At 61.8% G+C, this 26,014-nt stretch carries 23 protein-coding genes; 14 read left to right on the top strand and 9 right to left on the bottom strand.

The window, feature by feature from the left end:
* Nucleotides 1-83 precede the first annotated feature (83 nt).
* Genes HKK54_RS19750 through HKK54_RS19740 form a run of 3 tightly spaced genes read right to left on the bottom strand, consistent with a single transcriptional unit; the run spans nt 84 to nt 3,020 of the window.
* Complete coding sequence (locus tag HKK54_RS19750; protein ID WP_010176076.1) at nt 84-398, bottom strand: AtuA-related protein; 315 nt, start codon at nt 396-398, stop codon at nt 84-86.
* On the bottom strand, nt 395-1,726 hold the full coding sequence (locus HKK54_RS19745) for an acyclic terpene utilization AtuA family protein (RefSeq protein WP_169387534.1): 1,332 nt from the start codon (nt 1,724-1,726) through the stop codon (nt 395-397). The genes HKK54_RS19750 and HKK54_RS19745 overlap by 4 nt, the downstream gene beginning before the upstream one ends.
* A 1-nt stretch (nt 1,727) precedes the next feature.
* Entirely contained in the window at nt 1,728-3,020 is a 1,293-nt protein-coding gene (locus tag HKK54_RS19740; RefSeq protein WP_169387533.1) for a CitMHS family transporter, read from the bottom strand.
* 131 nt (nt 3,021-3,151) lie between these two features.
* On the opposite strand from HKK54_RS19740, the gene HKK54_RS19735 reads away from it, so the two are divergent.
* Nucleotides 3,152-4,039 carry a LysR family transcriptional regulator gene (locus HKK54_RS19735; protein ID WP_169387532.1) on the top strand — a complete coding sequence of 296 codons (888 nt, stop codon included), beginning with the start codon at nt 3,152-3,154 and terminating at the stop codon, nt 4,037-4,039.
* A gap of 75 nt (nt 4,040-4,114) precedes the next feature.
* Here HKK54_RS19735 and HKK54_RS19730 read toward each other — a convergent pair whose 3' ends face one another.
* Complete coding sequence (locus HKK54_RS19730; RefSeq protein ID WP_169387531.1) at nt 4,115-4,717, bottom strand: glutathione S-transferase family protein; 603 nt, start codon at nt 4,715-4,717, stop codon at nt 4,115-4,117.
* 11 nt (nt 4,718-4,728) lie between these two features.
* Nucleotides 4,729-5,895, bottom strand: a complete 1,167-nt coding sequence (locus HKK54_RS19725; RefSeq protein ID WP_169387530.1) for an aminotransferase-like domain-containing protein — start codon at nt 5,893-5,895, stop codon at nt 4,729-4,731.
* 81 nt (nt 5,896-5,976) lie between these two features.
* Here HKK54_RS19725 and HKK54_RS19720 point away from each other — a divergent pair, with 81 nt between their 5' ends.
* The 3 genes from HKK54_RS19720 (at nt 5,977) to HKK54_RS19710 (ending at nt 8,638) form a co-directional block, all read left to right on the top strand.
* Nucleotides 5,977-6,411, top strand: coding sequence for a MarR family winged helix-turn-helix transcriptional regulator (locus HKK54_RS19720; RefSeq protein WP_010176086.1), 435 nt, complete (start codon nt 5,977-5,979; stop codon nt 6,409-6,411).
* A gap of 190 nt (nt 6,412-6,601) precedes the next feature.
* Nucleotides 6,602-7,948: an NCS2 family permease gene (locus HKK54_RS19715; protein ID WP_010176087.1), complete on the top strand. Its 1,347-nt coding sequence runs from the start codon at nt 6,602-6,604 to the stop codon at nt 7,946-7,948.
* A 63-nt stretch (nt 7,949-8,011) separates the two neighbouring features.
* Nucleotides 8,012-8,638, top strand: coding sequence for a LysE family translocator (locus HKK54_RS19710; protein WP_010176088.1), 627 nt, complete (start codon nt 8,012-8,014; stop codon nt 8,636-8,638).
* On the opposite strand, the gene HKK54_RS19705 is transcribed toward HKK54_RS19710, so the two are convergent.
* A complete protein-coding gene (locus HKK54_RS19705; RefSeq protein ID WP_169387529.1) occupies nt 8,635-13,848 on the bottom strand; it encodes a dermonecrotic toxin domain-containing protein in 5,214 nt (1,737 codons plus the stop codon). The two genes, HKK54_RS19710 and HKK54_RS19705, sit on opposite strands and share 4 nt — an antisense overlap.
* Nucleotides 13,849-14,004: 156 nt before the next feature.
* The gene (uraH, locus tag HKK54_RS19700) at nt 14,005-14,358 is read right to left on the bottom strand and encodes a hydroxyisourate hydrolase (RefSeq protein ID WP_169387528.1); all 354 of its coding nucleotides are present in this window, start codon (nt 14,356-14,358) and stop codon (nt 14,005-14,007) included.
* A gap of 389 nt (nt 14,359-14,747) precedes the next feature.
* Between uraH and puuE the strand changes: the two genes are divergently transcribed.
* The 8 genes from puuE to HKK54_RS19660 all read left to right on the top strand — a co-directional run bounded on the left by puuE (nt 14,748) and on the right by HKK54_RS19660 (nt 21,950).
* Entirely contained in the window at nt 14,748-15,674 is a 927-nt protein-coding gene (gene puuE / locus HKK54_RS19695; RefSeq protein ID WP_169387527.1) for an allantoinase PuuE, read from the top strand.
* Nucleotides 15,671-16,186 carry a 2-oxo-4-hydroxy-4-carboxy-5-ureidoimidazoline decarboxylase gene (uraD, locus tag HKK54_RS19690; RefSeq protein WP_169387526.1) on the top strand — a complete coding sequence of 172 codons (516 nt, stop codon included), beginning with the start codon at nt 15,671-15,673 and terminating at the stop codon, nt 16,184-16,186. Before puuE ends, uraD begins: the two co-directional genes overlap by 4 nt.
* 82 nt (nt 16,187-16,268) lie before the next feature.
* Nucleotides 16,269-17,264, top strand: a complete 996-nt coding sequence (gene alc, locus HKK54_RS19685) for an allantoicase (protein WP_010176096.1) — start codon at nt 16,269-16,271, stop codon at nt 17,262-17,264.
* 121 nt (nt 17,265-17,385) lie between these two features.
* Nucleotides 17,386-17,889, top strand: a complete 504-nt coding sequence (locus HKK54_RS19680; RefSeq protein ID WP_010176097.1) for an ureidoglycolate lyase — start codon at nt 17,386-17,388, stop codon at nt 17,887-17,889.
* 50 nt (nt 17,890-17,939) lie between these two features.
* A complete protein-coding gene (locus tag HKK54_RS19675; RefSeq protein WP_008432185.1) occupies nt 17,940-19,241 on the top strand; it encodes a urate hydroxylase PuuD in 1,302 nt (433 codons plus the stop codon).
* A gap of 135 nt (nt 19,242-19,376) precedes the next feature.
* Nucleotides 19,377-20,729, top strand: coding sequence for a nucleobase:cation symporter-2 family protein (locus tag HKK54_RS19670; RefSeq protein WP_010176099.1), 1,353 nt, complete (start codon nt 19,377-19,379; stop codon nt 20,727-20,729).
* A gap of 43 nt (nt 20,730-20,772) precedes the next feature.
* Complete coding sequence (locus HKK54_RS19665; protein ID WP_169387525.1) at nt 20,773-21,168, top strand: hypothetical protein; 396 nt, start codon at nt 20,773-20,775, stop codon at nt 21,166-21,168.
* Complete coding sequence (locus tag HKK54_RS19660; RefSeq protein WP_003209104.1) at nt 21,165-21,950, top strand: outer membrane protein OmpK; 786 nt, start codon at nt 21,165-21,167, stop codon at nt 21,948-21,950. Before HKK54_RS19665 ends, HKK54_RS19660 begins: the two co-directional genes overlap by 4 nt.
* An 81-nt stretch (nt 21,951-22,031) precedes the next feature.
* Here HKK54_RS19660 and HKK54_RS19655 read toward each other — a convergent pair whose 3' ends face one another.
* Together HKK54_RS19655 and HKK54_RS19650 are read right to left on the bottom strand one after the other, a co-directional pair.
* Nucleotides 22,032-23,177: a patatin-like phospholipase family protein gene (locus HKK54_RS19655; protein ID WP_010176102.1), complete on the bottom strand. Its 1,146-nt coding sequence runs from the start codon at nt 23,175-23,177 to the stop codon at nt 22,032-22,034.
* Between the two features lie 32 nt (nt 23,178-23,209).
* Nucleotides 23,210-24,145: a lipid A biosynthesis lauroyl acyltransferase gene (locus tag HKK54_RS19650; protein ID WP_169387524.1), complete on the bottom strand. Its 936-nt coding sequence runs from the start codon at nt 24,143-24,145 to the stop codon at nt 23,210-23,212.
* A gap of 118 nt (nt 24,146-24,263) precedes the next feature.
* Here HKK54_RS19650 and minC point away from each other — a divergent pair, with 118 nt between their 5' ends.
* Together minC and minD are read left to right on the top strand one after the other, a co-directional pair.
* Entirely contained in the window at nt 24,264-25,001 is a 738-nt protein-coding gene (minC, locus tag HKK54_RS19645) for a septum site-determining protein MinC (protein WP_003209099.1), read from the top strand.
* 199 nt (nt 25,002-25,200) lie between these two features.
* On the top strand, nt 25,201-26,013 hold the full coding sequence (minD, locus tag HKK54_RS19640; RefSeq protein ID WP_010176105.1) for a septum site-determining protein MinD: 813 nt from the start codon (nt 25,201-25,203) through the stop codon (nt 26,011-26,013).
* The last annotated feature ends 1 nt before the right edge of the window (nt 26,014 follow it).

Below are 26,014 nucleotides of genomic sequence, written 5' to 3'. Positions count from 1 at the left end.
CCTTTGTAGGAGCTGGCTTGCCAGCGATGAGGCCGGCGGGTTCTCCGCCCCTCTTCAAGCCGCTATCGCCGGCAAGCCGGCTCCTACAGGTTGATGTGCAGGTCCAGTAGCGCGGAACCCAGGCACTTGCCATGGGCGTCCAGCGCCAGCGACCGCGTCACCCCGCCCCGCAGGATCCCCGGCAACACGAAGTTCAGTGCCTGCACGTTGGGCAACTCGTACCGCCGCACCGGTGCCGCCCCCGCCTCCAGCAACGGCGCAAAAAACGCCGCCACCGCCTCAGCCGTCAGGTGTTCGCAGAGCAGCGGATAGTCCTCGGCCCGATACGCAATGATCGAGATGTTCGAGGTGTCGCCCTTGTCTCCCGTACGGGAGTGGGCCAGGGTGTGCAGCTTCATGATTCGATCCTCGGATTGACCGCGTGACGGGGCAACAGCAATGACGCCACTGCCACCACCTGGCGCAGGCCCTTGCTGGCACCACCGCCACCGGACGGGCCGTTGGTGTAGAGGGTTTCCACTTCATTGCCGACGCGCACCGCCTCGCTGCGTTCTTCGCAACGGGCGGCGATGCGCAAGCGCACTTCCCACGGTTCAACAGTGCTGCGCGGGCCGTGCAGGGAGTCGATGCCGATCAATTCGGCGCGCACGTCCTGCATGCGTACGCCAGTCAATTCCAGGCGCTTGAGGACCACATCACGCGCCAGTTGCGCACGGGCAACCGCCCCCGGGCCGCCGTAGGAAATCTGCCCCTCGCCGATCCAGCCGTCCAGATACCCCACGCTGACTTTCAACTGTTCAGGCCGTGGCCGCCCGTTTGCGCCGTGTGCCCGCACCCGGTCCACGGCCTCCTCTGTAAACGACACGCTGGAGAAGTCCGCGCACACGTCCGGCGTCAGGTACGCCGCCGGGTCGTGCACTTCGTAGATCAGTTGTTCGGTGCAGGTGGCACGGCTGACCCGCCCGCCGGACCCGGCGACCTTGGTGATCAAGGCTTCACCGTCTGCGTCAATCTCGGCCAACGGAAAGCCCAGCCGCGCGAGGTCGTCCACATCCTTGAAGCCCGGATCGGCAAAGTAGCCGCCGCTGACCTGCCCTGCACATTCCAGCAAATGCCCCACCAGCGTGCCGCGCCCCAGGCGCTGCCAATCATCAGCAGCCCAACCAAATTCAAACATCTGAGGCGCCAGGAACAACGACGGGTCTGCTACCCGGCCGGTGATCACCACGTCGGCATCGGCGCGCAAGGCCTCGATAATGCCCTCGGCCCCCAGGTAGGCATTCGCGGAAATCAGCCGGTCACCCAATGAGCCCAGGGTCTGGCCGTTGTCGAGCAACTGCTCCGGCTCGCGGCGCAACACCTCAAGCACGTCATCCCCCACCACCGCCAGCACCTTGAGGTTAAGCCCCAATTCGCTGGCAATCCGCCGCACTTCAACCGCCGCCGCCACCGGATTGCCCGCGCCCATATTGGTGATCACCCGCAGGCGCCGGCGGCCGTCGGGCTGGCCGACAAAGGGCAGCACACGGCGCATGCGCTCACTCAACAACGGGTCGTAACCGCCTTGTGGGTCGCTGATGCGTGCCTGTTGCGCCAGGGCGATGGTGCGTTCAGCCAGGCATTCGAAGACCAGGTAATCCAGGTCGCCCCGTTCGGCCAATTCCACCGCAGGTTCGACACGGTCACCGGAGTAGCCGGCGCCGGAACCGATGCGCAAGGTTTTCATTTCAAATCACTCCCAGGAGCAAAGCCGTCAGGGTCATCAACACTGACGCGGCAAACAGAAAGGGGATGGTGAAGCGCTGGTGATCGGCCAATTCGATCTTGCACAGGCCCACCAGCAGGAAAGTCGCGGGCGTCAGCGGGCTGACCGGGAAGCCGGTGGTGTGCACGCCCAGCAGCGAGGCCTGGGCCACTTGCAACGGGTCGACACCCAGCGCCTTGCCGACTTCGGCAATCACCGGCATCACGCCGAAGTAGTAGGAATCGGGATCAAACAACATGCTCAACGGCATCGACAGAAAGCCCACCACCGCCGGGATCAGCTTGCCGTGGCCCGCCGGAATCTGCGCCACCGCCACTTCGGCGATGGCCTTGAGCATGCCGGTGCCTTGCATGATGCCGGTGAACACCCCGGCGGCAAGCAGGATGCTGGCCATGGTCAGGGCGGTTTTGGCATGGGCGTCGATCCGCGCACGCTGGGCGTCGACATTCGGGTAGTTGATGCACAGCGCAACCACGGTGCCGAGCATGAACATCACCACCGGATCGACCCAACCGGCGATCATTACCACCATCACCAGCACCGTCAGGATCAGGTTGACCCAGAACAACCGCGGGCGACGCAGGGCGATGTCATCGTCGCTGAGCACCCGTTGCGGCACCGCGTCCACACTGGAGCCGGCGCCCAGGCCCAGGCGTTTTTCTTCACGGCGGCCCAGCCACCAGGCGCAGGCGAACACAAAGACCAGGCCGACGATCTGCACCGGGATCAGCGGCTGGAACAGGTCCGCCACCGGCACATGCAACGCCGCCGAGGAGCGCAGCACCGGGCCGGTCCACGGCAGGAAGTTGACCCCGGCCGCCATCGCCGCCACACAGGCCAGGATGCGCTTATCAATGCCCAGCCGCGTATACAGCGGCAGCATCGCCGGTATCGTCACCAAAAAGGTCACCGCGCCGGAGCCGTCCAGGTGCACCAGCAGCGCCAGCGTCGCCGTACCGACGACAATTCGTGTAGGACGCGTCCCTACCGTGCGCAGGATGCGATCAATGATGGGGTCAAGCATGCCAGCATCGCTCATGATCCCGAAAAACAGGATCGCGAACACGAACATGCCCACTACGGGGGCGACGTTCTTGATGCCGGTGATGATGAAGGCGCTGGTTTGCAGGCCGAACCCGCCGAGCAGCGCGGCGATGATCGGCAAGGCGATCAGGGCCACCAGTGGCGAGAGGCGCTTGCTCATGACGGCAGTGAGCAGGCACAGGATGGTGATGACACCCAGGGTAGCGAGCATGGGGTAGCTCCAGAACGGCGTTTTCGGCCGGTTATTGTTTTCCCTGGAGTATTGGAATCGCGTTAGGCTTTGTAAATTGGAATATTCGTCACTTCATATTCGTAAAAACAAAACGCTCGAGCAAAATAAAAATGAAAAATTCGATCCAGCATATCCAGGCGTTTCTCGCCGTTGCCCGCACGGGAAGCTTTACCAGGGCGGCGAATGAGCTGCACTTGTCGCCCTCGGCACTGACCGTTCAGGTGCAGCAACTGGAAGAATGGCTCGGTGTTGCCCTGCTCGACCGCAGCCCGCGCCACGTCAGCATCACCGCTGCCGGCCTGGATGCCCGTGGGCCGATGGAGAAGTTGTTGCTGGACCTGGACAACATCGTCACCGGCTCCCGCGACTTGGCGGCCTTGCGCCGGGGCGTGGTGACCATCGCCGCACTGCCCTCCGTGTGCGCCGGCGCCTTGCCTCCCGCCCTGCGTCTGTTTCGCGAGCGTTTCGCCGGGATCGAGGTGCGGCTGCACGACCTGGTGGCCCATCGGATTCATGCGCAAGTGCGTTCGGGTGAGGTGGATTTCGGCATTGGTGTACGAGCGCGGCTGAGTCACGGATTGGCGTTTGTACCGGTGCTGAATGACCGGCTGTGTGCGTTTGTGCCGCTGGATCACGCCCTGGCGCGCCATGGCCGGTTGACCCTGACCCAACTGGCCAATCAGCCGATCATCCTCACCGGGCGCGACAGCAGCGTGCGCGAACAGGTAGACGCGTTGTTCGATGAGCGACAGGTGACGATGCAAGCGGGGATGGAGGCCAATTACATGTCGACGGTATTGGCGCTGGTACGGCAGGGATTGGGGATCAGTATCCTGCCGGAGTCGGCGGCGGACAGCCTGGAGGGGTTGAAGCGGATTACGATTGATCATCCGGGCGTGAACCGGGAGATCGGGTTGATCAGTCGCAGTGGGCAGCCGTTGAGCCCGGCGGCGCAGCGCTGTTTTGAGTTGCTCAATGAAGAATTGCGCCCCTTGTAGGAGCCCGGCTTGCCGGCGATGGCGTCGTTGAGGGCGCTATCGCCGACAAGCCGGGCTCCTACAGGGTTTCGGTGATCAGCCCAGCATTGCCACGTGTTTTGGATGGCTGGCCACGCGTTTCAGCCACGCCTGCACGCCCGGATAAGCGCCCAGGTCAAAACCACCTTCATCCGCCACATGGGTGTAGGCATACAACGCCACATCGGCAATCGAGAACTGGTCGCCCACCAGGTACGGCGTCAGCTGCAACTGGCGCTCCATCACCTTCAGGGCCTTGTAACCGCCCTTGTGCAGCTTCTTGTATTCCTCCAGCCGATCTTCCGGCAGCCCCAGGTAAAACTGGATAAACCGCGCCACCGCGATGTACGGCTCATGGCTGTACTGCTCGAAAAACTGCCACTGCAGCACTTGGGTGCGCAGACGCGGTTCGGTCGGCAGGAACTCGCTGCCGTCGGCCAGGAAGTTGAGGATCGCGTTGGATTCCCACAGGCAGGTACCGTCTTCAAGCTCCAGCACCGGGATCTTGCCGTTGGGGTTCTTGGCCAGGAACTCGGCGGTCTGGGTGTCGCCTTTCAGAATGTCGATATCGATCCACTCATAGTCGATGCCCAGCAGGCTGAGCATGAGTTTGACCTTGTAGCAGTTGCCCGATTTGTAATCGCCGTAGACCTTGTACATGGAGGCTCCCCTTATGCCGCTTGCGCGTGCTGTGCTTGACGGACCACCGCAGCGAGACGCTTGAGACCTTCGTCCAAGCGCGCCGGGTCGATATGGCTGAAATTGAGCCGCAAGTGACCGTGATGGTTATCCGGCTCGGAAAAGAACGGTTCACCGGGCATGAACGCGATGTCCTGGTCGAGCGCAGGTGCCAACAAGGTGCGGGTGTCGAGCGGTTGTTTCAAGGTCAGCCAGAAGAATAATCCGCCCTGGGGTATTTGCCAGTCGGCCAGGTCGCTGAAATGTCGCTCCAGGGCAGCCTGGAACGCATCGCGGCGGCCTCGGTAGAAGCTGCGCAGTTCCACCAGGTGGTGCTGGTATTTCTCGGTGCCGATCCATTGCATTGCTTGCCACTGGCCAACCCGGTTGGTGTGCAGGTCGGCCGACTGCTTGAGCTTGAGCAGGTGCGGGAACAGGTCGGGGCTGGCGATCAGGTAACCGACCCGCAGGCCCGGCAACAGGGTCTTGGACACGGTACCGGTGTAGATCCAGCTGGCCTTTTTCAGGCGGCTGACGATGGGTTGCGCGCTGCCACCGTCGAAGGTCAGCTCGCGGTAGGGTTCGTCTTCGATCAGGGTCACGCCGAACTCGTCCAGCAGTGCAGCCACGGCTTCGCGCTTGGCCTCGCTGTAGCGCACGGCTGACGGGTTCTGGAACGTCGGGATCAGGTAGACGAAGGATGGACGATGCTGCTCAAGGCTGTTGCGCAGCGCCTTCAGGTCCGGACCATCCGCTTCAAGCTGCACCGTCAGGCACTCGGCGCCGAACAGCTGGAATATCTGCAACGCCGCGAGATAGGTCGGGCCTTCCAGCAGGATCCTGGTGCCCCTGTCGATATACAGCTTGGCCGCCAGATCCAGGGTTTGCTGGGAACCGCTGACCACCATGACCTGGCTGGCCTGGCACGCAATGCCCAGCCCCCGCGCCTCGGCGGCCAGCAGTTCACGCAGCTGCGGCTCGCCTTCGCTCATGCCGTACTGGCCAATATTCAGCGGCATGCCTTCCCATTCCAGCTTGGGCAGCATCACTTCCGCGGGCAGGCCACCGGCGAAGGACATCACCTGTGGCTTTTGCGCCGCCGCGAGGATTTCACGGATCAGGGAGCTTTTAAGACGCGAAACACGTTCTGAGAAGGCCATAGGGTCACCGGTAGCAAAACCTGAGGAAAATACGTCAAACTGCTTGACCGAAATTACGACGACTTGGGCAGATACGTCAATATGCTTGACCTTAAAAACCAGACCAGCCAGCAAACCGCCATGGAAGCCTTTTTCTTCGGCTATCAAGCGTTCACCGCCAAGGCCGACGAAATGCTTGAGCGCCGCGGCTTGAGCCGAGTGCATCAACGCATCGTGTTTTTTATCGCGCGCTACCCGGCCTTGAGCGTCAAGGAATTGCTGGAATTGCTCGGCGTGAGCAAACAGGCGTTGAACATGCCGTTGCGCCAATTGCAGGAAATGCACCTGGTGAATAGCGTGGCTTCAGAGACCGACAAACGTAAGCGCCTGCTGGAGTTGACCGAAGAAGGTCAGCGTTTCGAACAGTCGTTGCGTCGCGAGCAAGTGAAGCTGCTGCAACGGGCGTTTGCCGAGGCTGGCGAGACGGCAGTAGAGGGCTGGCTGGCAGTAAACAAGGCACTCGGTGGCCAATCCTGAATTGCCTTTCATCCTTTTCGCACACAAAATAGAAAACATTATTTGCTTTATTTGTATACAAAAGCATAATTCGCTTCGTGCGAGTTCCTGACCTATTGGTCAACAAAACCCGCTGGTACCTCAAAGCGCTGCTGCCCACTCATGTGTCCGGCGCTGGAAATAACAATAAAACTCTTGAGGAGTACTTGCTGTGGAAAGCCGCAAATCCGAAGCCCCTACGCTCGACCTTTCGCCACCCCACAACGGTTGGCTGGAACGCCTGTTCAAACTCCGCTTGCATGGCACCACAGTGAAGACCGAGCTGATCGCCGGCCTAACGACCTTTATCACCATGGCCTACATCATCTTCGTCAACCCCAACATCATGGCCGACGCCGGCATCGATCATGGCGCGGCATTTGTCGCCACCTGCATCGCTGCGGCGCTGGGCTGCCTGCTGATGGGCCTGTACGCCAACTGGCCCGTAGGACTGGCGCCAGGCATGGGCCTGAACGCGTTTTTCACCTACACCGTGGTCGGCACCATGGGCTACAACTGGGAGACCGCACTGGGTGCGGTGTTTATCTCCGGTGTGTTGTTCATGATCCTGACGCTCTCACGCATCCGCGAGTGGCTGCTCAACAGCATTCCGGTGAGCCTGCGCCACGCCATGGGCGCGGGTGTGGGGCTGTTTCTCGGGGTGATCGGCCTGAAAACCGCCGGCATCATCGTGCAAAGCCCGGCCACACTGATCAAGCTCGGTTCCCTGCATGAGCCTGCCCCGCTGCTGGCGGCCGTCTGCTTTCTGTTGATCGCGATCCTCAGCTACCACCGGGTATTCGGCGCGATCCTGATCAGCATCATCGCCGTGACCCTCGCCGGTTGGGGCCTGGGCCTGGTGGAATACCACGGCATCCTGGCCACCCCGCCAAGCCTGGCGCCGACCTGGATGGCGATGGACGTGATGGGCGTGTTTAATGTCAGCATGATCAGCGTGGTGTTCGCCTTCCTGTTTGTGCACATGTTCGACACCGCCGGCACCTTGATGGGCGTGGCCCAGCGTGCAGGCCTGGTGAATGCCGACGGCAAGATCGAAAACCTCTCCCGCGCCCTGAAAGCCGACAGTGCTTCCAGCGTGTTCGGCGCCATGGTTGGTGTGCCGCCGGTCACCAGCTACGTGGAAAGCGCCGCCGGGGTGGCCGCCGGTGGCCGTACCGGGTTGACCGCCGTCACCGTGGGCGTGCTGTTTATCGCCGCGATGTTTTTCGCACCGCTGGCTGGCATGATTCCCGCTTATGCCACCGCCGGTGCGTTGATCTATGTAGCGATGCTGATGATGAGTGGCATGGCCCATATCAACTGGGATGACGCCACCGACAGCATTCCGGCGATCGTCACCGCGATCATGATGCCCCTGACCTTCTCGGTCGCCGACGGCATCGCCCTGGGTTTTATCACCTACGTGGCGCTGAAGGCAGGCACCGGTAAACACAAGGAAATTTCCATCAGCCTGTGGGTGCTTTGCGCGATCTTCATCGCCAAGTTCGCGTTCCTGTAGGCCAACCCGCTTCACCCCGCCTCACCCCGTCGGGTGGGGCTTTTGTACGAATGGAGGAATGCAATGAGTCTGGAAACCTGGCTGCTGTTCAGCGGCGCTGCGCTGGTGGTGATCCTGATCCCCGGCCCCCTGTCCTTGCTGATGATCAGCAACAGCCTGAACTACGGCCTGCGCCGTTCGTACCCGGCGTTTCTCGGCGGGGTGATTGCCTCGATCTGCCTGTTGAGCGCCTCGGCGCTGGGCCTGGGTGCGTTGTTGCTGGCCTCGGAACAGCTGTTCAGCGCCCTGAAGATCGTCGGTGCGGTGTACCTGTTTTACCTCGCCTGGCAGAGCTGGCAGCAATCCCGGCAACCGTCCCACGGCGCCGACGTGCCGCCAGTGGCCGCCACCCCGCGTTTTCGCGCGCTGTTTGGCCGGGCCTTTGTGCTGGGCGCGAGCAACCCGAAGGACATTCTGTTTTTCGCCGCCTTCCTGCCGCAATTTCTCAGCGCCCAGCAGGCCTTTCTCCCACAGCTGCTGATCATGATCGCCACTTGGACCGTGCTCGACCTGCTGTGCAAGCTGGCCTACGGCCTCGGCGCCCATGGTGCCGCGCGCTACCTGCGCAGCGGCAAGGGCCAGAGCTGGTTCAACCGGATCAGCGCCGGGCTGTTTTCCGGGGCCGGAGCGGCGTCATTGTTGAGCCGCTAAAGGTCCGTCACTCTGACGAAGTACACCGTGACGCTGTTGGAGCGGGCGTTGTGATGTATGCCCGCGACGACTCTGACCAGACGCCCCTCTTTCAGCGCCTGGAGAACCGACTGGTGCGCTTGCGCCCGCCCCAGGACCGTCGACCGGGCGTTGCTGCGCAACCAGGCGTCAGACAGTTGCACCAGGCCTCCCGACCCCAGGGCAACGCTCGGAGTTTCGGTCCAGCGCGTCAGCACGTAATACAGGTTGGTCGACTTCGGATGGGTGCAGACAAAGTTGACCAGGCTGGCCGGGCTGCCCTTGCGCAGCGTCTGCAGCACAAACCCCTGCCGCTCCAGCACTGACCGCACAGCGGCTTGCGCCGCCAGGGGCCGGGCGCGGTCCAGTGCCCTCGCCGTGTGGGCCAGCAACCTCGGATCAAGGGCGGTCGGCAACTGGAAATCCACGCGCTCCAGGCCCGGCGCTTGCCCTGCTTGCCCAATATTGATACTGACCTGGCGCCTTCTTGAAACAGGCCTGAGCATGCGTAACAAATCGTCCGTTTGCCCGGTTAATGCGGGCGCTGGTGGCAGCCAGTCGTCCAGCGTCGCGCGGATATTGAGGATTCGGGTTGCGGTCATCGAACGACCGGAATCCGCCAGCTCCATCAGGCGTTCCGCCACAAAGCGCTGACTGGCCGGGGTCAGACCGGGGAATGCCATGCCCACCGACATTGACAAGGGATGGTTGAACAACGGTTCACGAGGGACCCACGCCGGACCCGCGCCCCAGGTGGCCGGTATGGGTTGCTCGCTTACCACGCCGGGTATCAACCAGCGGGCCAGCTCATCCCGGGCAGGTGCGTAGGGCAACTCGGGGGCTCTTAAAAAAATGACGCCGTCCGGTACGGTCGAACCATTGGGCAACAGTTCGTAGTAATGGTTACCCAGTTTTACCGCGTCAACACCTGGCACACCCTGAACCCGATACAAGCGGCGTGACGCCGAAATCTCCACCACCGCCTGCTCGTTGAGCAGGCGGCCCCAGGGATGCCAGTGGGTGGAGGCCAACAAGGGTTGCCGCTCCATCCGTTCGAAATGCGAAGCCGAGGGTGCCACCCACTCTGTGCCGCCCCTTGGTGCTTCCCATGGACGCCGTATGCCGGAGCTTGGACCTGCCCGAGGCGTGGGTGGCGCATCGGCGCCCAGCAACCACTCGCCAGGCTCTTCAATGGACAGCAACAGTTCGTTCTGGCCGCTGTCACTGGCGCTTTTCAAGCGCAACGCCGGCTCGTTCCGCCGCCGATAAACCGGATAGGCATGGCTGTCCTCGACGACAAACTGTTGGCCGCCCTTCACATGGCTGCCTTGGTTGATCGGCCCGTGCAAAGCCACCGAGCCCTCCAGCGTCAGGTCCTTGCGGTAGCCCTCAAGCCCCTTGAAGGCTCGGGCTACCGGCGGTAATCCGGAGTTGACGCCATGGGGCCGTCGCGGGCGGCGGATCACGTTCAGGGCCGATAACATCGACACTCGCCTGACCGGCAAACCGGATTTGGGAGTTCCCTTGGCCAGCGGGAATGCCGTCAGCGCGACGTCAGCGATCAGGATCAACGTGGCAAAGCCGGTAGCAACCCCGTCCCGGGCGTCTCCGCTGTGGTGAAAACGCCGGGCGGCCAGCAGCACCTCGTAGAGATTCACCCCGACACTCACCCCGGGGATGAACGACAACAGCCCGCGCACCCGCGCCGCCGATTGCTCGCCCAGGCGCAGTTGCCGATAACTGACAAGGTCCCTGGCGGAGTTGGCGACCGCCTGTACGTCGCGCTGCATCGCCAATACCTGGGCGTGCGTGAGCATGCGCAGCAGGTCGCAGCCGGTGGTCGGGGTAATGCCCAGCCACTGCTGCGGGGCCTGTTCGATCTGTTCGTGGATCTCTTTTTCAATCTCCGCCACTGCCGCCGCCGGCTGGGCACGCCGCACCCCAAACCAACCCCGGACGGCTTGCACCACACCCCACAGGGAGGCAAAGGAAAAAGGCCAGATGGCGCCCCACCTCGACAGGGCATGATAGGTGCGATCAGGCGTGCCACGGGTTGGCCGAACCGCCACCGGGTAGCTTTCCAGGGCTTGCGCCTCCCAGCCGGGAGCAATGGATTGAGCCAGCACTTCAAGGTTTCCAGGGCTCAGCGCCGCGGTGATTAATGCTTGCCGGGCCGCCGCCACACTGTCGTGCTCGGTCAACGGCGGATAGCCCTTCACCGCCGGCCAGTAGAGCAGCGTCTTGCCCAGCGCCCGGTCATCGATCACCAACACCCCGGCGATATGCCGTGGCTGTTCAAGGGTGAGTGCCGCCAGATGCACGCAACACACTTGCAGGTGATGACCATTTTTCTTCAAATCCCCGGGCGTCCTGGCGGCCAGGGCTGTGGCGAACCCACTCAACGCCCCCTCGCTCAGCCCTTGCTGCCGGGCGCTGAAATGATCCCGCCGCGCACGCTGCAACCACGGCCGCTCCAGCAGCGCGGTGGACAACCTGGCGGGCGCCCCGCTGGCATCCGGATAGAACGCATGGGCAATCAATCGCTCATACTGGCCCGCCAGGTCCAGGCCGGCGATCAGACGGGTCAGGCCCTCGGCTGGCAGATGCTGCGCCCACAGAGGTTCGAGGTAGCGGCTGTGGCGCAGTCGCTCGCGCGTCCAGGGCGCGTCGGCGTCCAGGTTGTGCAAGGCCAATTGCAACAGGCTGTAGGTATGCCGCTCCTGGCTGACCACCGTCCGGACCCCGGAATCCCCGGCCGGACGCTGGGGATGAGATTCCCAATGAGTGCTGACATCGTCGGGCATGTCCAGGAACGGCGTGTCGATATCCAGCGGTGCAGTTATCCCCTCGCGCTTTAATGCCTCGACCAAGGTCTTGCGGGCGAATGCCTCAAGGCTCGGCAGCACTTGCCCCAGTTCCTGCTCAAGAGCACCGGCGCTGGCCAGGTAATGCGTGTGCAACCGCTGATAGCGCTTGCGCAACGGGCGCGAAGCACTTGTCAGCCAGGCCGGCAACGTTTTGGCCTGGGCCACCGCCATGCGCAACACGCTGATAGTGGCCAGCGCCCGGGTACGCGCGGTGCCGAGGGGCAGATGCAGGCTGTCAGCCAGCTCGCGGGCGAGCAACGTGCGTGTCAGCGCCACGTCAGTCACCTCGCTGAACGGCCGCCCGCCCTGGCCCACCCAACGGTCGGTCCGCGCGGAGTGCTCGATCTGCTCCTTGAACGGATCGGAGAGCACGTTGCCTTCCATCACCTCGTAGTAGACGAGTGTCGGCTCGCCAGCAGCCATCGCGTGGATCACCTCGCGGGCTTCCTGGCGTTGATCCTGCGGGATGCAGTGCCAGAGCACCGAACCGTCCGGGCTCTTGAGGCTGGCATCGAGGCTGGCGGATAACTCATCCAGCGAGCCGAACACCTGAAAGCCGCCGTACTTTCCCGGCACCTGGAGCACCACAGGCTGCAAGCGATCAGCGTGGCTGACGGCTTCCCGCGTGGTGACCACCAGCACCCCGACCAATCGGAAGAGCGTCTGCCGCCCGCGCCCGACGGACAGTTGCAGAACGCGGGTGGTGCTGGCCGCCCGGTCGCTGGCCCTTGGCACGGTGTACACCTCGGTCAGCAACGTACGCTCGACCTCATCCAGCAACCCCAGGCGATAATAAAGGTGCGCGTCTTTAATCAACGCTGAACGCTGAACATTCAGCCGTTGTACGCCGCGACTGGCGGTCGAACCGGGCACTTTTTCCAGCCAGAACGCCCTGTCGCCCAGGCGATGTTCGTGGCCGTCCAGCATCCCGTGCAGCTTCTCTACGCGTTCAAGCCATTGCGTGTGCAAGGTCTCAACGTCGCTGTAAGGCCGGTAGTCCTGGCTCAGGTCCGCCGGGTTCAGCAGCGCCAACAGCCCTTGCTCGTGACGCCGCACCAACGCCTCGGCGGTTCCCCTGGCCAGGCCCGGCGCCAGTGCTGCACAGCTGACTTCCGGCGCCCGGCGCTGGCGGTCCCACTCCAGCAGTTGCTCAACGGCCTCACGCAACCCTTCGTCGGCAGGCGACCGGCGCCGGGCCTGTTCCACCCGGCGCAATCGCTGGGAGGCGCTCCACGCGACGCTTGCCCTGTCCGCACTCACCCGGGACGCATGCCGCGCCAGCAGGCAGTCCCGTTCGTTGTCCCGCTGGAGGTACACCTGCGCCAACGCGCTATGCCTGAGTGCATCCCCCGCCAGCGTCGGCCCACGGTATACGCCGAAATCCTTCGCCAACCCGTGCCGGCGCCGCAGGGGCAACTGTTGCCAGAACACGTCCCGGTGTACGCCGTTGATCAGGGCGGGCAACTTGACCTGCATCTGTGCCAGGCTGGCGAACTCATGAAACCCTTGGCCAAGCCCTGGCAGGTAAACCACCTGGCGTTTGTCCAGGGCGTCTCCCGAGCGGTAGATATGCAGCGCGCCGGCCAAGGGCACCCCGCTTCCTGCATCCGACGGCCACAGCACCGGGCTGACCTGCAAGCGCTCCCACGCACCGCCAGCCCGGGTACGGACCTGTGGGGTGGGCGCATCGAGAATGCCCAGCGCCATGGCAAACCCATGATCCGACAAGTCGTACAGCGTGTGGGCGAGATACGCGCTTTCAGCGAAGGCCTCGAGGTGCACTTGCACCCAGCGCTCTTCCCGGGATAGCGCGCTGCCAAATGCCAACCCTTGCCAATAACCGGACACCGCCGCCTGAACTTGCCCGGGCAAATCCAGGGCATTGACCTTGTGCAACGCTTCACTGGCGCTGAACGGCAATGTAGCCACGGCGTCACCTTGCATACTCAGTGTGGTGTAACGATTGATGTTGATCGGGAACTGCGGGTTATCCAGCAGACCCAGAGCCCGGTCGGTGAGGCTATCCACTGCCAGCGGCCCGCCCGGCGTCACCGGCTCGCTGAACAACAGGCGGTCGGGGTCGAGGTCGAACGCTTCACGCAGCGCCTTGCGCACCAGGCGATGGAGACTCGGCGCCTGCTCCAGCAACCGGCGCAACCGTCTCTCGGCCTCGCGGCAGCGCGCCTGGGCACCCTGCAGTTGGTTGATGAACCGGCTGGGCCTGGGGCTTGATTCAACGCGCCGGGTTAGATGGAGACGAAGGCGCGCCAGCTCGTCCAGGGAGTCATCGGGGTCAGGTTGGGGAGAATCGGGGTCGGTAGTCATGTCGCCATCGGTTCCAGATGAAAAACCGAGGGTAAGCAGCGCGTTGCTCCAAGGGGCCTTACATAGTTAGGCCGAACGCCGGGCAAAAAAAAGCCCGCAGTGTGAGCGGGCGAAAAACCAACGAAGAGCTTTGGGGGTGTGAAGCGCGGTGACGACTCAGCTACCGCGATAGGTGGAGTAGCTGTAAGGCGAAATCAGCAACGGCACGTGGTAATGATCCTGCTCGGCACTGATACCGAAGCGCAGCACCACCACGTCGAGAAACGCAGGCTCGGGCAGTTGCACACCGCGAGCGCGGTAGTAATCACCGGCGCTGAATTGCAACTGATAGACACCGCTGCGGTAGTTATCGCCTTGCAGCAGAGGTGCATCGCAACGGCCGTCGTTGTTGGTCAAGGTGCTGGCCACCAGTTCAAGCTGTGTGCCCTCGACACGGTACAACTCAACCTTGATCGCGCTGCCGGGGCAGCCATGCGCGGCGTCCAATACGTGTGTGGTCAAACGTCCCATAGCGTCTGCGCGCCTCCCGAAGTCAGTAAAGTGAAAGACCGCACCTTTTCAGGGCACTGAAAAAGCCGGCGATGACTGATTAAGACACTTTTCAAAAAAATTGTACACAATAAAAATCACAAACTTATGCACCACCCCGTCATCGTGGGTGCATGAGCCGATTGATGAGCAGTCCTTGCTTTTAAACGACCTTTTATCCATTAGCTGACCAGTCAGGCAGGTTTCTTGCAATGCTACTCTGCGAAGACCCTGCGGAAAAAATGCAGAAATACAGGCTTACAAAGTGCGCACCAAGTTGTATACAATCAGTCATCGTCGTGACGCCACCCAGTCTTTCCGCTGCCCGGCCGCCACACACACCGCTACCACGAACAAGAAGGAAGACTGCAGTGAGCGCTGACTACCCACGCGACCTGATCGGTTACGGCAGTAACCCTCCTCACCCACACTGGCCCGGCAAGGCCCGTATCGCCCTGTCGTTCGTACTCAACTACGAAGAAGGCGGCGAGCGCAACATCCTGCATGGCGACAAAGAGTCCGAAGCCTTCCTCTCGGAAATGGTGTCGGCGCAGCCGCTGCAAGGCGAGCGCAACATGAGCATGGAGTCGCTGTACGAATACGGCAGCCGTGCCGGCGTGTGGCGCATCCTCAAGCTGTTCAAGGAATTCGACATCCCGCTGACCATCTTCGCCGTAGCCATGGCCGCCCAGCGCCATCCGGACGTGATCCGCGCGATGGTCGCCGCCGGCCACGAGATCTGCAGCCACGGCTACCGCTGGATCGACTACCAATACATGGACGAGGCCCAGGAACGCGAGCACATGCTCGAAGCGATCCGTATCCTCACCGAACTCACCGGCGAACGCCCGCTGGGCTGGTACACCGGGCGCACCGGCCCCAACACCCGGCGGCTGGTGATGGAGGAAGGTGGCTTCCTCTACGACTGCGACACCTACGACGACGACCTGCCCTACTGGGAACCCAACAACCCGACCGGCATGCCGCACCTGGTGATCCCCTATACCCTGGACACCAACGACATGCGCTTCACCCAGGTCCAGGGTTTCAACAAGGGCGACGACTTTTTCGAATACCTGAAGGACGCGTTCGACGTACTGTACGCCGAAGGCGCGGACGCACCGAAAATGCTCTCTATCGGCTTGCACTGCCGCCTGATCGGCCGCCCGGCGCGCCTGGCCGCCCTCAAGCGCTTTATCGAATACGCCAAGGGGCATGACCAGGTGTGGTTCACCCGCCGCGTCGACATCGCCCGTCACTGGCATGACGTACACCCTTTCCAGGGAGCCGCCAAATGACTGCGTTCCAGACCTTGAAACCGTCGACCCTGAGCCGCGACGCATTCGTCACAGCTTTCGCCGACATCTACGAACATTCGCCATGGGTGGCCGAAAAGGCCTTCGACCTGGGCCAGGATTCTTCAATCGACGAGATCGAAACCCTGCACCAGCGCATGAGCGACATCCTGTTGAGCGCCGATCACACCAGTCAACTGGCCCTGATCAACGCTCACCCGGACCTGGCGGGCAAAGCTGCCGTCCAGGGCCAGCTTACCGCGGCCAGCACTGAAGAACAGTCTGGCGCGGGTATTCACCAATGCTCGAGCGACGAGTTTTCGCGCTTCACCGAGCTGAACGATGCCTACAAGGCGAAGTTCAAGTTTCCCTTCATCATGGCGGTAAAAGGCAGCAACCGGCATCAGATCCTGGCCGCGTTTGAAACGCGCATTCACAACTCGGTGGAAGCCGAGTTCAAATGCGCACTGGCCGAGATCAACAAGATCGCGTTGTTCCGATTACTGACTCTTTAAGCAGACCTGGCCCGAGCGATTTCATGAACGCCCAGGGCCTGGCGAGCATCCCAAGCCACTTACTTTAAGGCAGACAAGAAGAATGAAAGCTTACGCCGTACCTTTCGAGAAGTTCGTCAACCTGGCCGACGCCCGCCTGGGCACCAAGATCATCTCTGTGACCGATGACTGGTTCGCCGACGCCAACCGCCTGTTCCAGCCGACCCCGGCCGTGTGGAAGGAGGGCGTTTTCGATGACAACGGCAAGTGGATGGACGGCTGGGAGTCGCGCCGCAAGCGCTTCGAAGGCTACGACAGCGCGGTAATCCGCCTGGGCGTACCGGGCTCGATCAAAGGCGTGGACATCGACACTTCATTCTTCACCGGCAACTTCCCGCCATCGGCGTCGCTGGAAGCCTGCTTCCTGGCGTCCGGCGAGCCGGATGACAACACCCAGTGGGTTGAAGTGCTGTCGGCCGTGGAGCTGCAAGGCAACAGCCATCACTTCCACGAGATCAACAACGACCAGGCCTTCAGCCACCTGCGTTTCAACATCTACCCGGACGGTGGCGTGGCCCGCCTGCGCGTGTACGGCATTCCGTTCCGCGACTGGTCGGCCGTGGGCGACAACGAACAGGTTGACCTGGCTGCGGCCCTGAACGGTGGCCGTGCACTGGCCTGCTCCGATGAACACTTCGGTCGCATGAGCAACATCCTCAACCCGGGCCGTGGCATCAACATGGGCGATGGCTGGGAAACTGCACGTCGTCGTACGCCGGGCAATGACTGGGTGATCGTCGCACTGGGCCACCCGGGCGAGATTGAGAAGATCGTGGTCGACACCCTGCACTTCAAGGGCAACTACCCGGACACCTGCTCGATCCAGGGCGCCTTCGTGAAGGGCGGCACCGACAGCCAGATCGAAACCCAATCGCTGTTCTGGCGCGAACTGCTGCCGGCGCAGAAACTGGAAATGCACGCTGAACACACGTTTGCCGAGCAGATCAAGGCGCTGGGGCCGATCACCCACATTCGTCTGAACGTGTTCCCGGATGGTGGTGTGAGCCGCCTGCGGGTTCTCGGTAAGGTCGCCAAATAAGCGGTGAACCGACATCTGTAGGAGCCCGGCTTGCCGGCGATGGCGGTCTCACGGACACCATCGCCGGCAAGCCGGACTCCTACACAGAAATCACATCATTCAAAAGATTAAGAAGACAGCCATGCGCACACTGATGATCGAACCCCTGACCAAAGAAGCCTTCGCCCCTTTCGGAGATGTTATCGAAACCGATGGCAGCGATCACTTCATGATCAACAACGGGTCGACCATGCGCTTTCATAAACTGGCGACGGTGCAAACCGCCACGCCAGAAGACAACGCGATCATCAGCATCTTCCGCGCCGACGCGCAGGACATGCCGCTGACCGTGTGCATGCTGGAACGACACCCGCTGGGCAGCCAGGCTTTCATTCCGCTGCTCGGCAACCCCTTTCTGATCGTGGTCGCGCCCGTTGGCGATGAACCTGTATCGGGCTTGGTCCGCGCCTTCGTTACCAACGGCAGGCAGGGCATTAATTACCATCGCGGCGTCTGGCACCACCCGGTGCTGACGATCGAAAAGCGGGATGACTTCCTGGTGGTTGATCGCAGTGGCACAGGCAATAACTGCGATGAGCATTTTTTCAAAGAGGATGAGCGGTTGATCCTCGCCCCCCACCAATAAGAGAAGGTCTGATCACTCGACGACAGAGTGACAGGCGAGAGGTAAAGACTGTGGAAGCACATTTGATGGAATGGCTGAACCTGAGCGTGCGCTGGGTTCACATGATCACTGGCGTCGCCTGGATCGGCGCTTCGTTCTACTTCGTCTGGCTGGAAAACAACCTCAATCGCGTCAACCCCAAGGACGGCCTCGCCGGTGACTTGTGGGCGATCCACGGTGGCGGTATCTACCACCTGGAAAAATACAAACTGGCCCCGCCGACCATGCCGGACAACCTGCACTGGTTCAAATGGGAAGCCTACTTCACCTGGATGTCCGGCATCGCGCTCCTGTGCGTGGTGTTCTACGCCAACCCGACCTTGTACCTGCTGGCCCCGGGCAGCAGCCTCAGCGGTCCGGAAGGTGTGTTGCTGGGCCTCGGCTCGCTGCTGGCCGGCTGGTTCATCTACTCCTTTCTCTGCGACTCGGCACTGGGCAAGCGCCCTGCCCTGCTCGGCCTGATCCTGTTCGTGCTGTTGATTGCCGCCGCTTACGGCTTCAGCAAAGTGTTCAGTGGCCGTGGTGCGTACCTGCATGTGGGCGCCGTGATCGGCACCATCATGGTGGGTAACGTGTTCCGCATCATCATGCCCGCCCAGCGTGCACTGGTGGCGGCCATCGCGGAAAACCGCACGCCCGACCCGGCACTGCCGGCCAAGGGCCTGCTGCGCTCGCGCCACAACAACTACTTCACCTTGCCGGTGCTGTTCATCATGATCAGCAACCACTTCCCGAGCACCTACGGCAGCCAATACAACTGGCTGATCCTGGCGGGTATCGCAGTGGCGGCCGTGTTGGTACGGCACTACTTCAACACCCGTCATAACAGCCAGAAATATGCCTGGACCCTGCCGGTGGGCGCGCTGGCAATGATTTGCCTGGCCTACGTGACCGGCCCAAAACCGGTGGCGACTGCACCGGAAGTGGCCAAGGCTCCCGCGGCGATCGAGTACCAGCCACTGCCGGAAACGGCGTTGGGTGGCGGGCTTAAACCGGCTGCGCCAGCAGCACCTGCACCGGCTCCCGCCGAAGCGGCACCGGCCCAGGCGTCGATTGATTTTGACAAGGTCCACGGGGTGATTCAGGAGCGCTGTGCGGTGTGCCATTCGGCCAAGCCCACCAGCCCGCTGTTCAGCACCGCGCCCGCCGGGGTGATGTTTGATACACCCCAACAGATCCAGCAAATGGCCCCGCGCATCCAGGCGCAGGCCGTGGCCAGCCAGATCATGCCGCTGGGCAATATCACCCAGATGACCCAGCAGGAACGGGACTTGATTGGCACATGGATCACTCAGGGGGCGCGTACCAACTAACAGCCTGATGCAGATCCAAATGTGGGAGCGGGCTTGCTCGCTCCCACACTAGAGCTGCGACGTGTTTTGAAGAATGAGTTCCACCCGGCAATTGAATGCCGAACAACACAACAATAAAAAGATTCGAGGTGTTGCATGTCCCAGTTGGAAACGCAGATTCCTGCCGCGCCCCCCATGGTGCGGCTTCCCCTCTTGCAACTGATTCTGGTAGGCCTGCAACACGTCTTGCTGATGTACGGTGGTGCCGTCGCCGTGCCTTTGATCATCGGCCAGGCCGCGGGCCTCAGCCGTGAAGAAATCGCCTTCCTGATCAACGCCGACCTGCTGGTGGCCGGCATCGCAACCATGGTCCAGTCGTTCGGCATCGGCCCCGTCGGCATCCGCATGCCGGTGATGATGGGCGCCAGTTTCGCCGCAGTCGGCAGTATGGTCGCCATGGCGGGCATGCCCGGCATCGGCCTGCAAGGGATCTTCGGCGCGACCATCGCCGCCGGTTTTTTCGGCATGCTGATCGCGCCGTTCATGTCCAAGGTCGTGCGCTTCTTTCCGCCGCTGGTGACCGGCACCGTGATCACCGCCATCGGTCTTTCGCTGTTTCCCGTCGCGGTCAATTGGGCCGGCGGCGGTGCTGCGGCCTCCACGTTTGGCTCACCGATTTACCTGGCGATCGCCGCACTGGTGCTGGCCACCATTCTGCTGATCAACCGTTTCATGCGCGGTTTCTGGGTGAACATCTCGGTGCTGATCGGCATGGCCCTCGGCTACGGGTTGTGCGGGATGATCGGCATGGTCGACCTCAGCGGCCTCGCGCAGGCGCCGTGGGTGCAAGTGGTGACGCCGCTGCATTTCGGCATGCCCAAGTTCGAGTTGGCGCCGATTCTGTCGATGTGCCTGGTGGTGGTGATTATCTTCGTCGAGTCCACCGGGATGTTCCTTGCCCTGGGCAAGATCACCGGCCAGGACGTCACGCCAAAGATGCTGCGTCGCGGTTTGTTGTGTGACGCCGGCGCGTCGTTTTTTGCCGGGTTCTTCAACACCTTTACCCACTCCTCGTTCGCGCAGAACATCGGCCTGGTGCAGATGACCGGCGTGCGCTGCCGGTCGGTGACGATCATGGCCGGGGCGTTTCTGATTGTGCTGAGCCTGCTGCCCAAGGCCGCGTTCCTCGTGGCCTCGATTCCTCCCGCTGTACTGGGCGGCGCGGCGATTGCCATGTTCGGCATGGTGGCGGCCACCGGGATCAAGATCCTCCAGGAAGCCGACATCGCCGACCGCCGTAACCAGTTGTTGGTGGCGGTGAGTATTGGCATGGGTTTGATCCCGGTGGTGCGTCCCGAATTCTTCGCGCAACTGCCGCTGTGGATGAGCCCGATCACTCACAGCGGTATCGCCATGGCCACGATCAGTGCGCTGTCGCTGAACCTGTTATTCAACATTCTGGGTGGCGCCGAGCGCGCTGTTACCAGCGAACACGCACACCAACATTGATTCCTGCGTCCCAACAAAAACAATAACGATCAGGGAATACACCATGCACGCCATTCACCCGGGGCCGGCCAGACGCCGTGCCCCATTCTCGCCCCGCGCGCTCTGTAACAGCGCACTTGAGCACAGGCCTGGGAGTCAGTATTCTCGGCGCCCGCTCAAATCGACTCAAAAAAAAACAGCGAATGTAAAAGCTGACTGCAAGGCCAACTTATCCCGGCCCCAGGTCCGCAGCCAATGTGTGCAAAAACTCTCCGAATTCGACTGCGTCAATCGCAGCCGACGGGGATTTTTTGGCTTTTTAAACACCTTGGCGCAGCTCTTGCTAAAAGCATTAAAGCTGACCGAACAGACGATTTTTGCGGTAAGCCAAAAGACGCCACACCAGAGCGTCCGCTTAGAAAAAAAACCAGAAACCTTTACCTCGGGAGCAACCGAATGAAACGTACTGTGAACAGCCTGATGCTGGCAGGATCCCTGCTGGCCGGGGGCCAGGCCATGGCCGGTGATCTGCTGCAGTGGCAGAACAACAGCCTGACTTATCTGTGGGGCAAGAACTTCACTGTTAACCCGCAGATCCAGCAAACCGTGACCTTCGAACACGCCGACGCGTGGAAGTACGGTGACAACTTCTTCTTTCTCGACCGCATCTTTTACAACGGCAAGGAAGACGGCAACGTAGGCCCAAGTACTTACTACGGTGAGTTCAGCCCGCGCTTGTCGTTCGGCAAGATTTTCGACAAGGACTTGTCGTTCGGTCCGATCAAGGACGTGTTGCTGGCGTTCACTTACGAGTTCGGTGAAGGCGATAACGAATCGTACTTGCTGGGCCCGGGCTTCGACTTGGCAATCCCTGGTTTCGATTACTTCCAGTTGAACTTCTATCAACGCCAGACCGAAGGCAATCGCCCGGGTGATGGCGTGTGGCAGATCACACCGGTGTGGTCGTACACAATCCCGGTGGGCAACTCCAATGTGCTGATCGACGGCTTTATGGACTGGGTAGTGGACAACGACAAGAACGCCCGTGGGACTTACCACGCCAACCTGCACTTCAACCCGCAGATCAAATATGACCTGGGCAAGGCGCTGCATTGGGGCGAGAAGCAGTTGTATGTCGGTATCGAGTACGACTACTGGAAGAACAAATACGGGATCCAGGACAGCGGCGCGTTCGAGACCAATCAGGACACGGCGAGCCTGTTGGTGAAGTACCACTTCTGATGTTCCCCTGTAGGAGCCCGGCTTGCTGGCGATGGCGTTCTCAGGGGCGCTATCGCCGGCAAGCCGGACTCCTACAGGTAATCAGCCAAGGCCCAGAAACCGCTTCAGCTCTTCGCGCTTGGCCAGCGCATCCCGCCGTCCCAATTCGATCAACTCGCTGCAATACCCCGCCTCGAACAGCAAGTAGCTGAGCACGCCCGCGCCACTGGTTTTGGTCGCTCCCGGCCCGCGCAGAAACAGGCGCAATGCCGCCGGCAATTCCTGGCGATGACGTGCCGCAATTTCATCGATCGGCTGGCTTGGCGCGATCACCAACACTTCCACCGGCGCCAACCCTTGTATCGCCGCATTGGCAGGCAACACATGACTGAACTGGTTCAGGCGCTCCAGCAATTCGATGTCGCTTTCCAGGCTGTCGATGAACGTGCTGTTGAGCATGTGCCCGCCGATCTGCGCCAGGGTCGGCTCCTGGCCCGTGAACGTGCGTGCCGGGTTCGACGGGTCGTTGCCGCGCGGGTTGCCACTGACGCCCACCACCAGCACACGGCTCGCCCCCAGGTGCAGCGCAGGGCTGATCGGCGCCGATTGCCGCACGGCACCGTCGCCAAAATATTCCTGATCGAGTTTCACCGGCGCAAACAGCAGCGGAATCGCCGAGCTGGCCAACAGGTGTTCAACGGTCAATTGGGTGGGAATGCCGATGCGCCGATGCCGCAGCCACGCATCGATGGTGCCGCCACCCTGATAGAAGGTGACCGCTTGCCCTGACTCATAGCCAAACGCAGTGACGGCCACCGCATGCAAGTGCTTCTGGCGGATCGACTCGTTGATGCCTTCCAGGTGCAGTTTGTCCCGCAACAAGTCCCGCAGCGGCGAACTGTTGAGCAGCGCTACCGGCACCTGCGCTCCCAGCCCCAGCAGGCTGTGGATAAGAAACCGGCTCGCCTGGCTGATCACCCCGGGCCAGTCGCTGCGCAGCACCAGGTGGCTGCGAAAGCCTTGCCAGAAGGCAGTCAGGCGCTGGATGGCGGCGGTAAAATCCATCGCGCCGCTGGCCAGGCTGACCGCATTGATCGCCCCGGCCGAGGTGCCGACAATCACCGGAAACGGATTGGCCGCCCCCGGCGGCAACAGTTCGGCAATCGCCGCCAATACCCCCACCTGATAGGCGGCCCGCGCCCCGCCTCCGGAAAGAATCAAACCTGTGACCGGTTCAGCTGGGCGCATTGCATCACTCCATGTTGCTTGGGGACTTCAGATCAACGACGGCGTTTCTCATACAGCTTAGGCTCACCCGGTGGCCGGCTCTTGAAGCGGCGGTGGGCCCACAGGTATTGCTCGGGGCATTCGCGCACGGACGCCTCAACCCACTGGTTGATGCGCAGGCAATCGATCTCGTCAGTTTCACCGGGGAAGTCGGTGAGCGGCGGATGGATCACCAGGCGATAACCACTGCCGTCGGCCAGGCGTTCCTGGGTGAACGGCACCACCAGCGCCTTGCCCAGGCGTGCAAATTTGCTGGTGGCGGTCACGGTGGCGGCCTGAATGCCGAACAACGGCACGAAGATACTTTGCTTGGCGCCGTAATCCTGGTCCGGTGCGTACCAGATGGCGCGGCCAGCGCGCAGCAGCTTGAGCATGCCGCGCACGTCTTCGCGCTCTACGGCCAGGGAGTCGAGGTTGTGCCGCTCGCGGCCACGGCGCTGGACGAAATCGAACAGCGGGTTGCCGTGCTCGCGGTACATGCCGTCGATGGTGTGTTTCTGCCCCAGCAACGCGGCGCCGATTTCCAGGGTGGTGAAATGCAGGGCCATGAGGATCACGCCCTTGCCTTCCAGTTGCGCCTGCTTGAGGTGCTCCAGCCCTTCGACATGGGCCAGGCGCGCCAGGCGCGGCTTGGACCACCACCAGCTCATGGCCATCTCGAAGAAGGCGATGCCGGTGGAGGCAAAGTTTTCCTTGAGCAAATGTTTACGCTCTTTGGCGGATTTTTCCGGGAAGCACAGTTCCAGGTTTCGCGCCGCAATGCGTCGACGTTCACCGGCTACCCGGTACATTCCCGCACCCAGGGCACGGCCAATCCCCAGTAAAACCCGGTATGGCAACTGCACAATCAGCCACAGCAAACCGAGTCCCAGCCATAACAGCCAAAAACGCGGGTGAAAAAATTCAGCTCGAAAACGCGGGCGATCCATTAATGATTCCGGCAAAGACAACGGCCGCGCATTCTACAACGGTTCGACCCGGCTTGCGGCTAGCGGATGTTCTCGTTATAAGTCTCGACACTTTTCGTGACAAGCCGCTTTGCCGACCATGAGCCAAACCGAACCGCTAGACCAAGATCCCGTGTTCCAGCTGAAAGGCAGCATGCTCGCCATTACCGTGCTGGAACTGGCCCGCAATGACCTTGATGCCCTGGACCGCCAGCTCGCCGCCAAGGTCGCCCTCGCGCCGAACTTCTTCAACAATGCGCCGCTGGTGCTGGCCCTGGACAAACTCCCGGCCGGCCAGGGCGCTGTCGACCTGCCCGGTCTGATGCGTGTGTGCCGTCAACATGGCCTGCGCACCCTGGCGATTCGTGCCAGCCGTATCGAAGACATTGCCGCGGCAATCGCCATTGAACTGCCAGTACTGCCGCCGTCCGGTGCACGGGAGCGTCCGCTCGATCCGTTGGTCGGCGAAGAGAAGAAAAAACCCGAGAAACCGCCGGAGCCGACGATCAAGCCTACAAAGATCATCACCTCTCCCGTACGGGGCGGGCAGCAGATTTACGCCCAGGGGGGCGACCTTGTCGTCATCGCCCCGGTCAGTCCGGGGGCGGAACTTCTCGCCGACGGAAACATCCATGTATACGGCCCCATGCGTGGTCGTGCACTGGCCGGCATAAAAGGTGACACAAAGGCCCGTATTTTTTGCCAGCAGTTAACCGCTGAGCTAGTGTCCATCGCAGGCCAGTACAAGGTTTCGGAAGATTTGCGCCGCGATCCGCTGTGGGGGGCCGGGGTACAAGTCAGCCTGTCGGGCGATGTGTTGAACATCGTTCGTCTTTAACGGATACTGCCGCATTTTCCAAGCATCTCTAGACTCTGATAGCACAGCGAAAACGGCAAAACTTGTGTAGGAATAATTTTAAGGCGGGGTTTGCCCAGGCAAACCGTGCTTTCTCCTACAAGAGCTGCCCGCCTGCAGCGAGTTTCAAGAGATGTTTTTCAGGGGCTAAAAAGTCCTTTTTCCTTAGGGGTGAAACACCTTGGCCAAGATTCTCGTGGTTACATCCGGCAAGGGTGGTGTGGGTAAGACCACCACCAGCGCCGCTATCGGTACCGGCCTCGCTCTGCGCGGCCACAAGACAGTCATCGTCGACTTCGACGTCGGTTTGCGTAACCTCGACCTGATCATGGGCTGCGAACGCCGCGTGGTGTACGACTTCGTCAACGTCGTGAACGGCGAAGCCAACCTGCAACAGGCCCTGATCAAGGACAAGCGCCTTGAGAACCTGTACGTACTGGCCGCCAGCCAGACCCGCGACAAAGAAGCGCTGACCAAGGAAGGCGTGGGCAAGGTCCTCGCCGAACTGAAAGAAACCTTCGAATACGTGGTATGCGATTCCCCGGCGGGTATCGAGACCGGTGCTCACCTGGCGATGTACTTCGCCGACGAAGCCATCGTCGTGACCAACCCTGAAGTGTCGTCGGTACGTGACTCGGACCGCATGCTCGGCCTGCTGGCCAGCAAGTCCCAGCGCGCCGAGAAAGGCGAAGAGCCGATCAAGGAACACCTGCTGCTGACCCGTTACAACCCTGAGCGCGTCAGCAAGGGCGAGATGCTCGGCGTTGAAGACGTCAAGGACATCCTGGCCGTGACCCTGCTGGGCGTGATCCCGGAATCCCAGGCTGTGCTGAAGGCTTCCAACCAGGGCGTGCCGGTGATTCTCGACGACCAGAGCGACGCCGGCCAGGCGTACAGCGATGCGGTTGATCGCTTGCTGGGCAAAACCGTGGAACATCGCTTCCTCGATGTAGCGAAGAAGGGATTCTTCGAGCGTATCTTTGGAGGCAACTAAA

The organism is Pseudomonas sp. ADAK13 (assembly GCF_012935715.1).
Taxonomy (GTDB): domain Bacteria; phylum Pseudomonadota; class Gammaproteobacteria; order Pseudomonadales; family Pseudomonadaceae; genus Aquipseudomonas.
This window is presented reverse-complemented; position numbering and strand designations above follow the sequence as displayed.

Coding starts and splice junctions, on each gene's coding strand:
- HKK54_RS19750 (WP_010176076.1), bottom strand. CDS start 398: ATGAAGCTGCACACCCTGGCCCACTCCCGTACGGGAGACAAGGGCGAC.
- HKK54_RS19745 (WP_169387534.1), bottom strand. CDS start 1,726: ATGAAAACCTTGCGCATCGGTTCCGGCGCCGGCTACTCCGGTGACCGT.
- HKK54_RS19740 (WP_169387533.1), bottom strand. CDS start 3,020: ATGCTCGCTACCCTGGGTGTCATCACCATCCTGTGCCTGCTCACTGCC.
- HKK54_RS19735 (WP_169387532.1), top strand. CDS start 3,152: ATGAAAAATTCGATCCAGCATATCCAGGCGTTTCTCGCCGTTGCCCGC.
- HKK54_RS19730 (WP_169387531.1), bottom strand. CDS start 4,717: ATGTACAAGGTCTACGGCGATTACAAATCGGGCAACTGCTACAAGGTC.
- HKK54_RS19725 (WP_169387530.1), bottom strand. CDS start 5,895: ATGGCCTTCTCAGAACGTGTTTCGCGTCTTAAAAGCTCCCTGATCCGT.
- HKK54_RS19720 (WP_010176086.1), top strand. CDS start 5,977: ATGCTTGACCTTAAAAACCAGACCAGCCAGCAAACCGCCATGGAAGCC.
- HKK54_RS19710 (WP_010176088.1), top strand. CDS start 8,012: ATGAGTCTGGAAACCTGGCTGCTGTTCAGCGGCGCTGCGCTGGTGGTG.
- HKK54_RS19705 (WP_169387529.1), bottom strand. CDS start 13,848: ATGACTACCGACCCCGATTCTCCCCAACCTGACCCCGATGACTCCCTG.
- uraH (WP_169387528.1), bottom strand. CDS start 14,358: ATGGGACGTTTGACCACACACGTATTGGACGCCGCGCATGGCTGCCCC.
- uraD (WP_169387526.1), top strand. CDS start 15,671: ATGACTGCGTTCCAGACCTTGAAACCGTCGACCCTGAGCCGCGACGCA.
- alc (WP_010176096.1), top strand. CDS start 16,269: ATGAAAGCTTACGCCGTACCTTTCGAGAAGTTCGTCAACCTGGCCGAC.
- HKK54_RS19680 (WP_010176097.1), top strand. CDS start 17,386: ATGCGCACACTGATGATCGAACCCCTGACCAAAGAAGCCTTCGCCCCT.
- HKK54_RS19670 (WP_010176099.1), top strand. CDS start 19,377: ATGTCCCAGTTGGAAACGCAGATTCCTGCCGCGCCCCCCATGGTGCGG.
- HKK54_RS19665 (WP_169387525.1), top strand. CDS start 20,773: ATGCACGCCATTCACCCGGGGCCGGCCAGACGCCGTGCCCCATTCTCG.
- HKK54_RS19660 (WP_003209104.1), top strand. CDS start 21,165: ATGAAACGTACTGTGAACAGCCTGATGCTGGCAGGATCCCTGCTGGCC.
- HKK54_RS19655 (WP_010176102.1), bottom strand. CDS start 23,177: ATGCGCCCAGCTGAACCGGTCACAGGTTTGATTCTTTCCGGAGGCGGG.
- HKK54_RS19650 (WP_169387524.1), bottom strand. CDS start 24,145: ATGGATCGCCCGCGTTTTCGAGCTGAATTTTTTCACCCGCGTTTTTGG.
- minC (WP_003209099.1), top strand. CDS start 24,264: ATGAGCCAAACCGAACCGCTAGACCAAGATCCCGTGTTCCAGCTGAAA.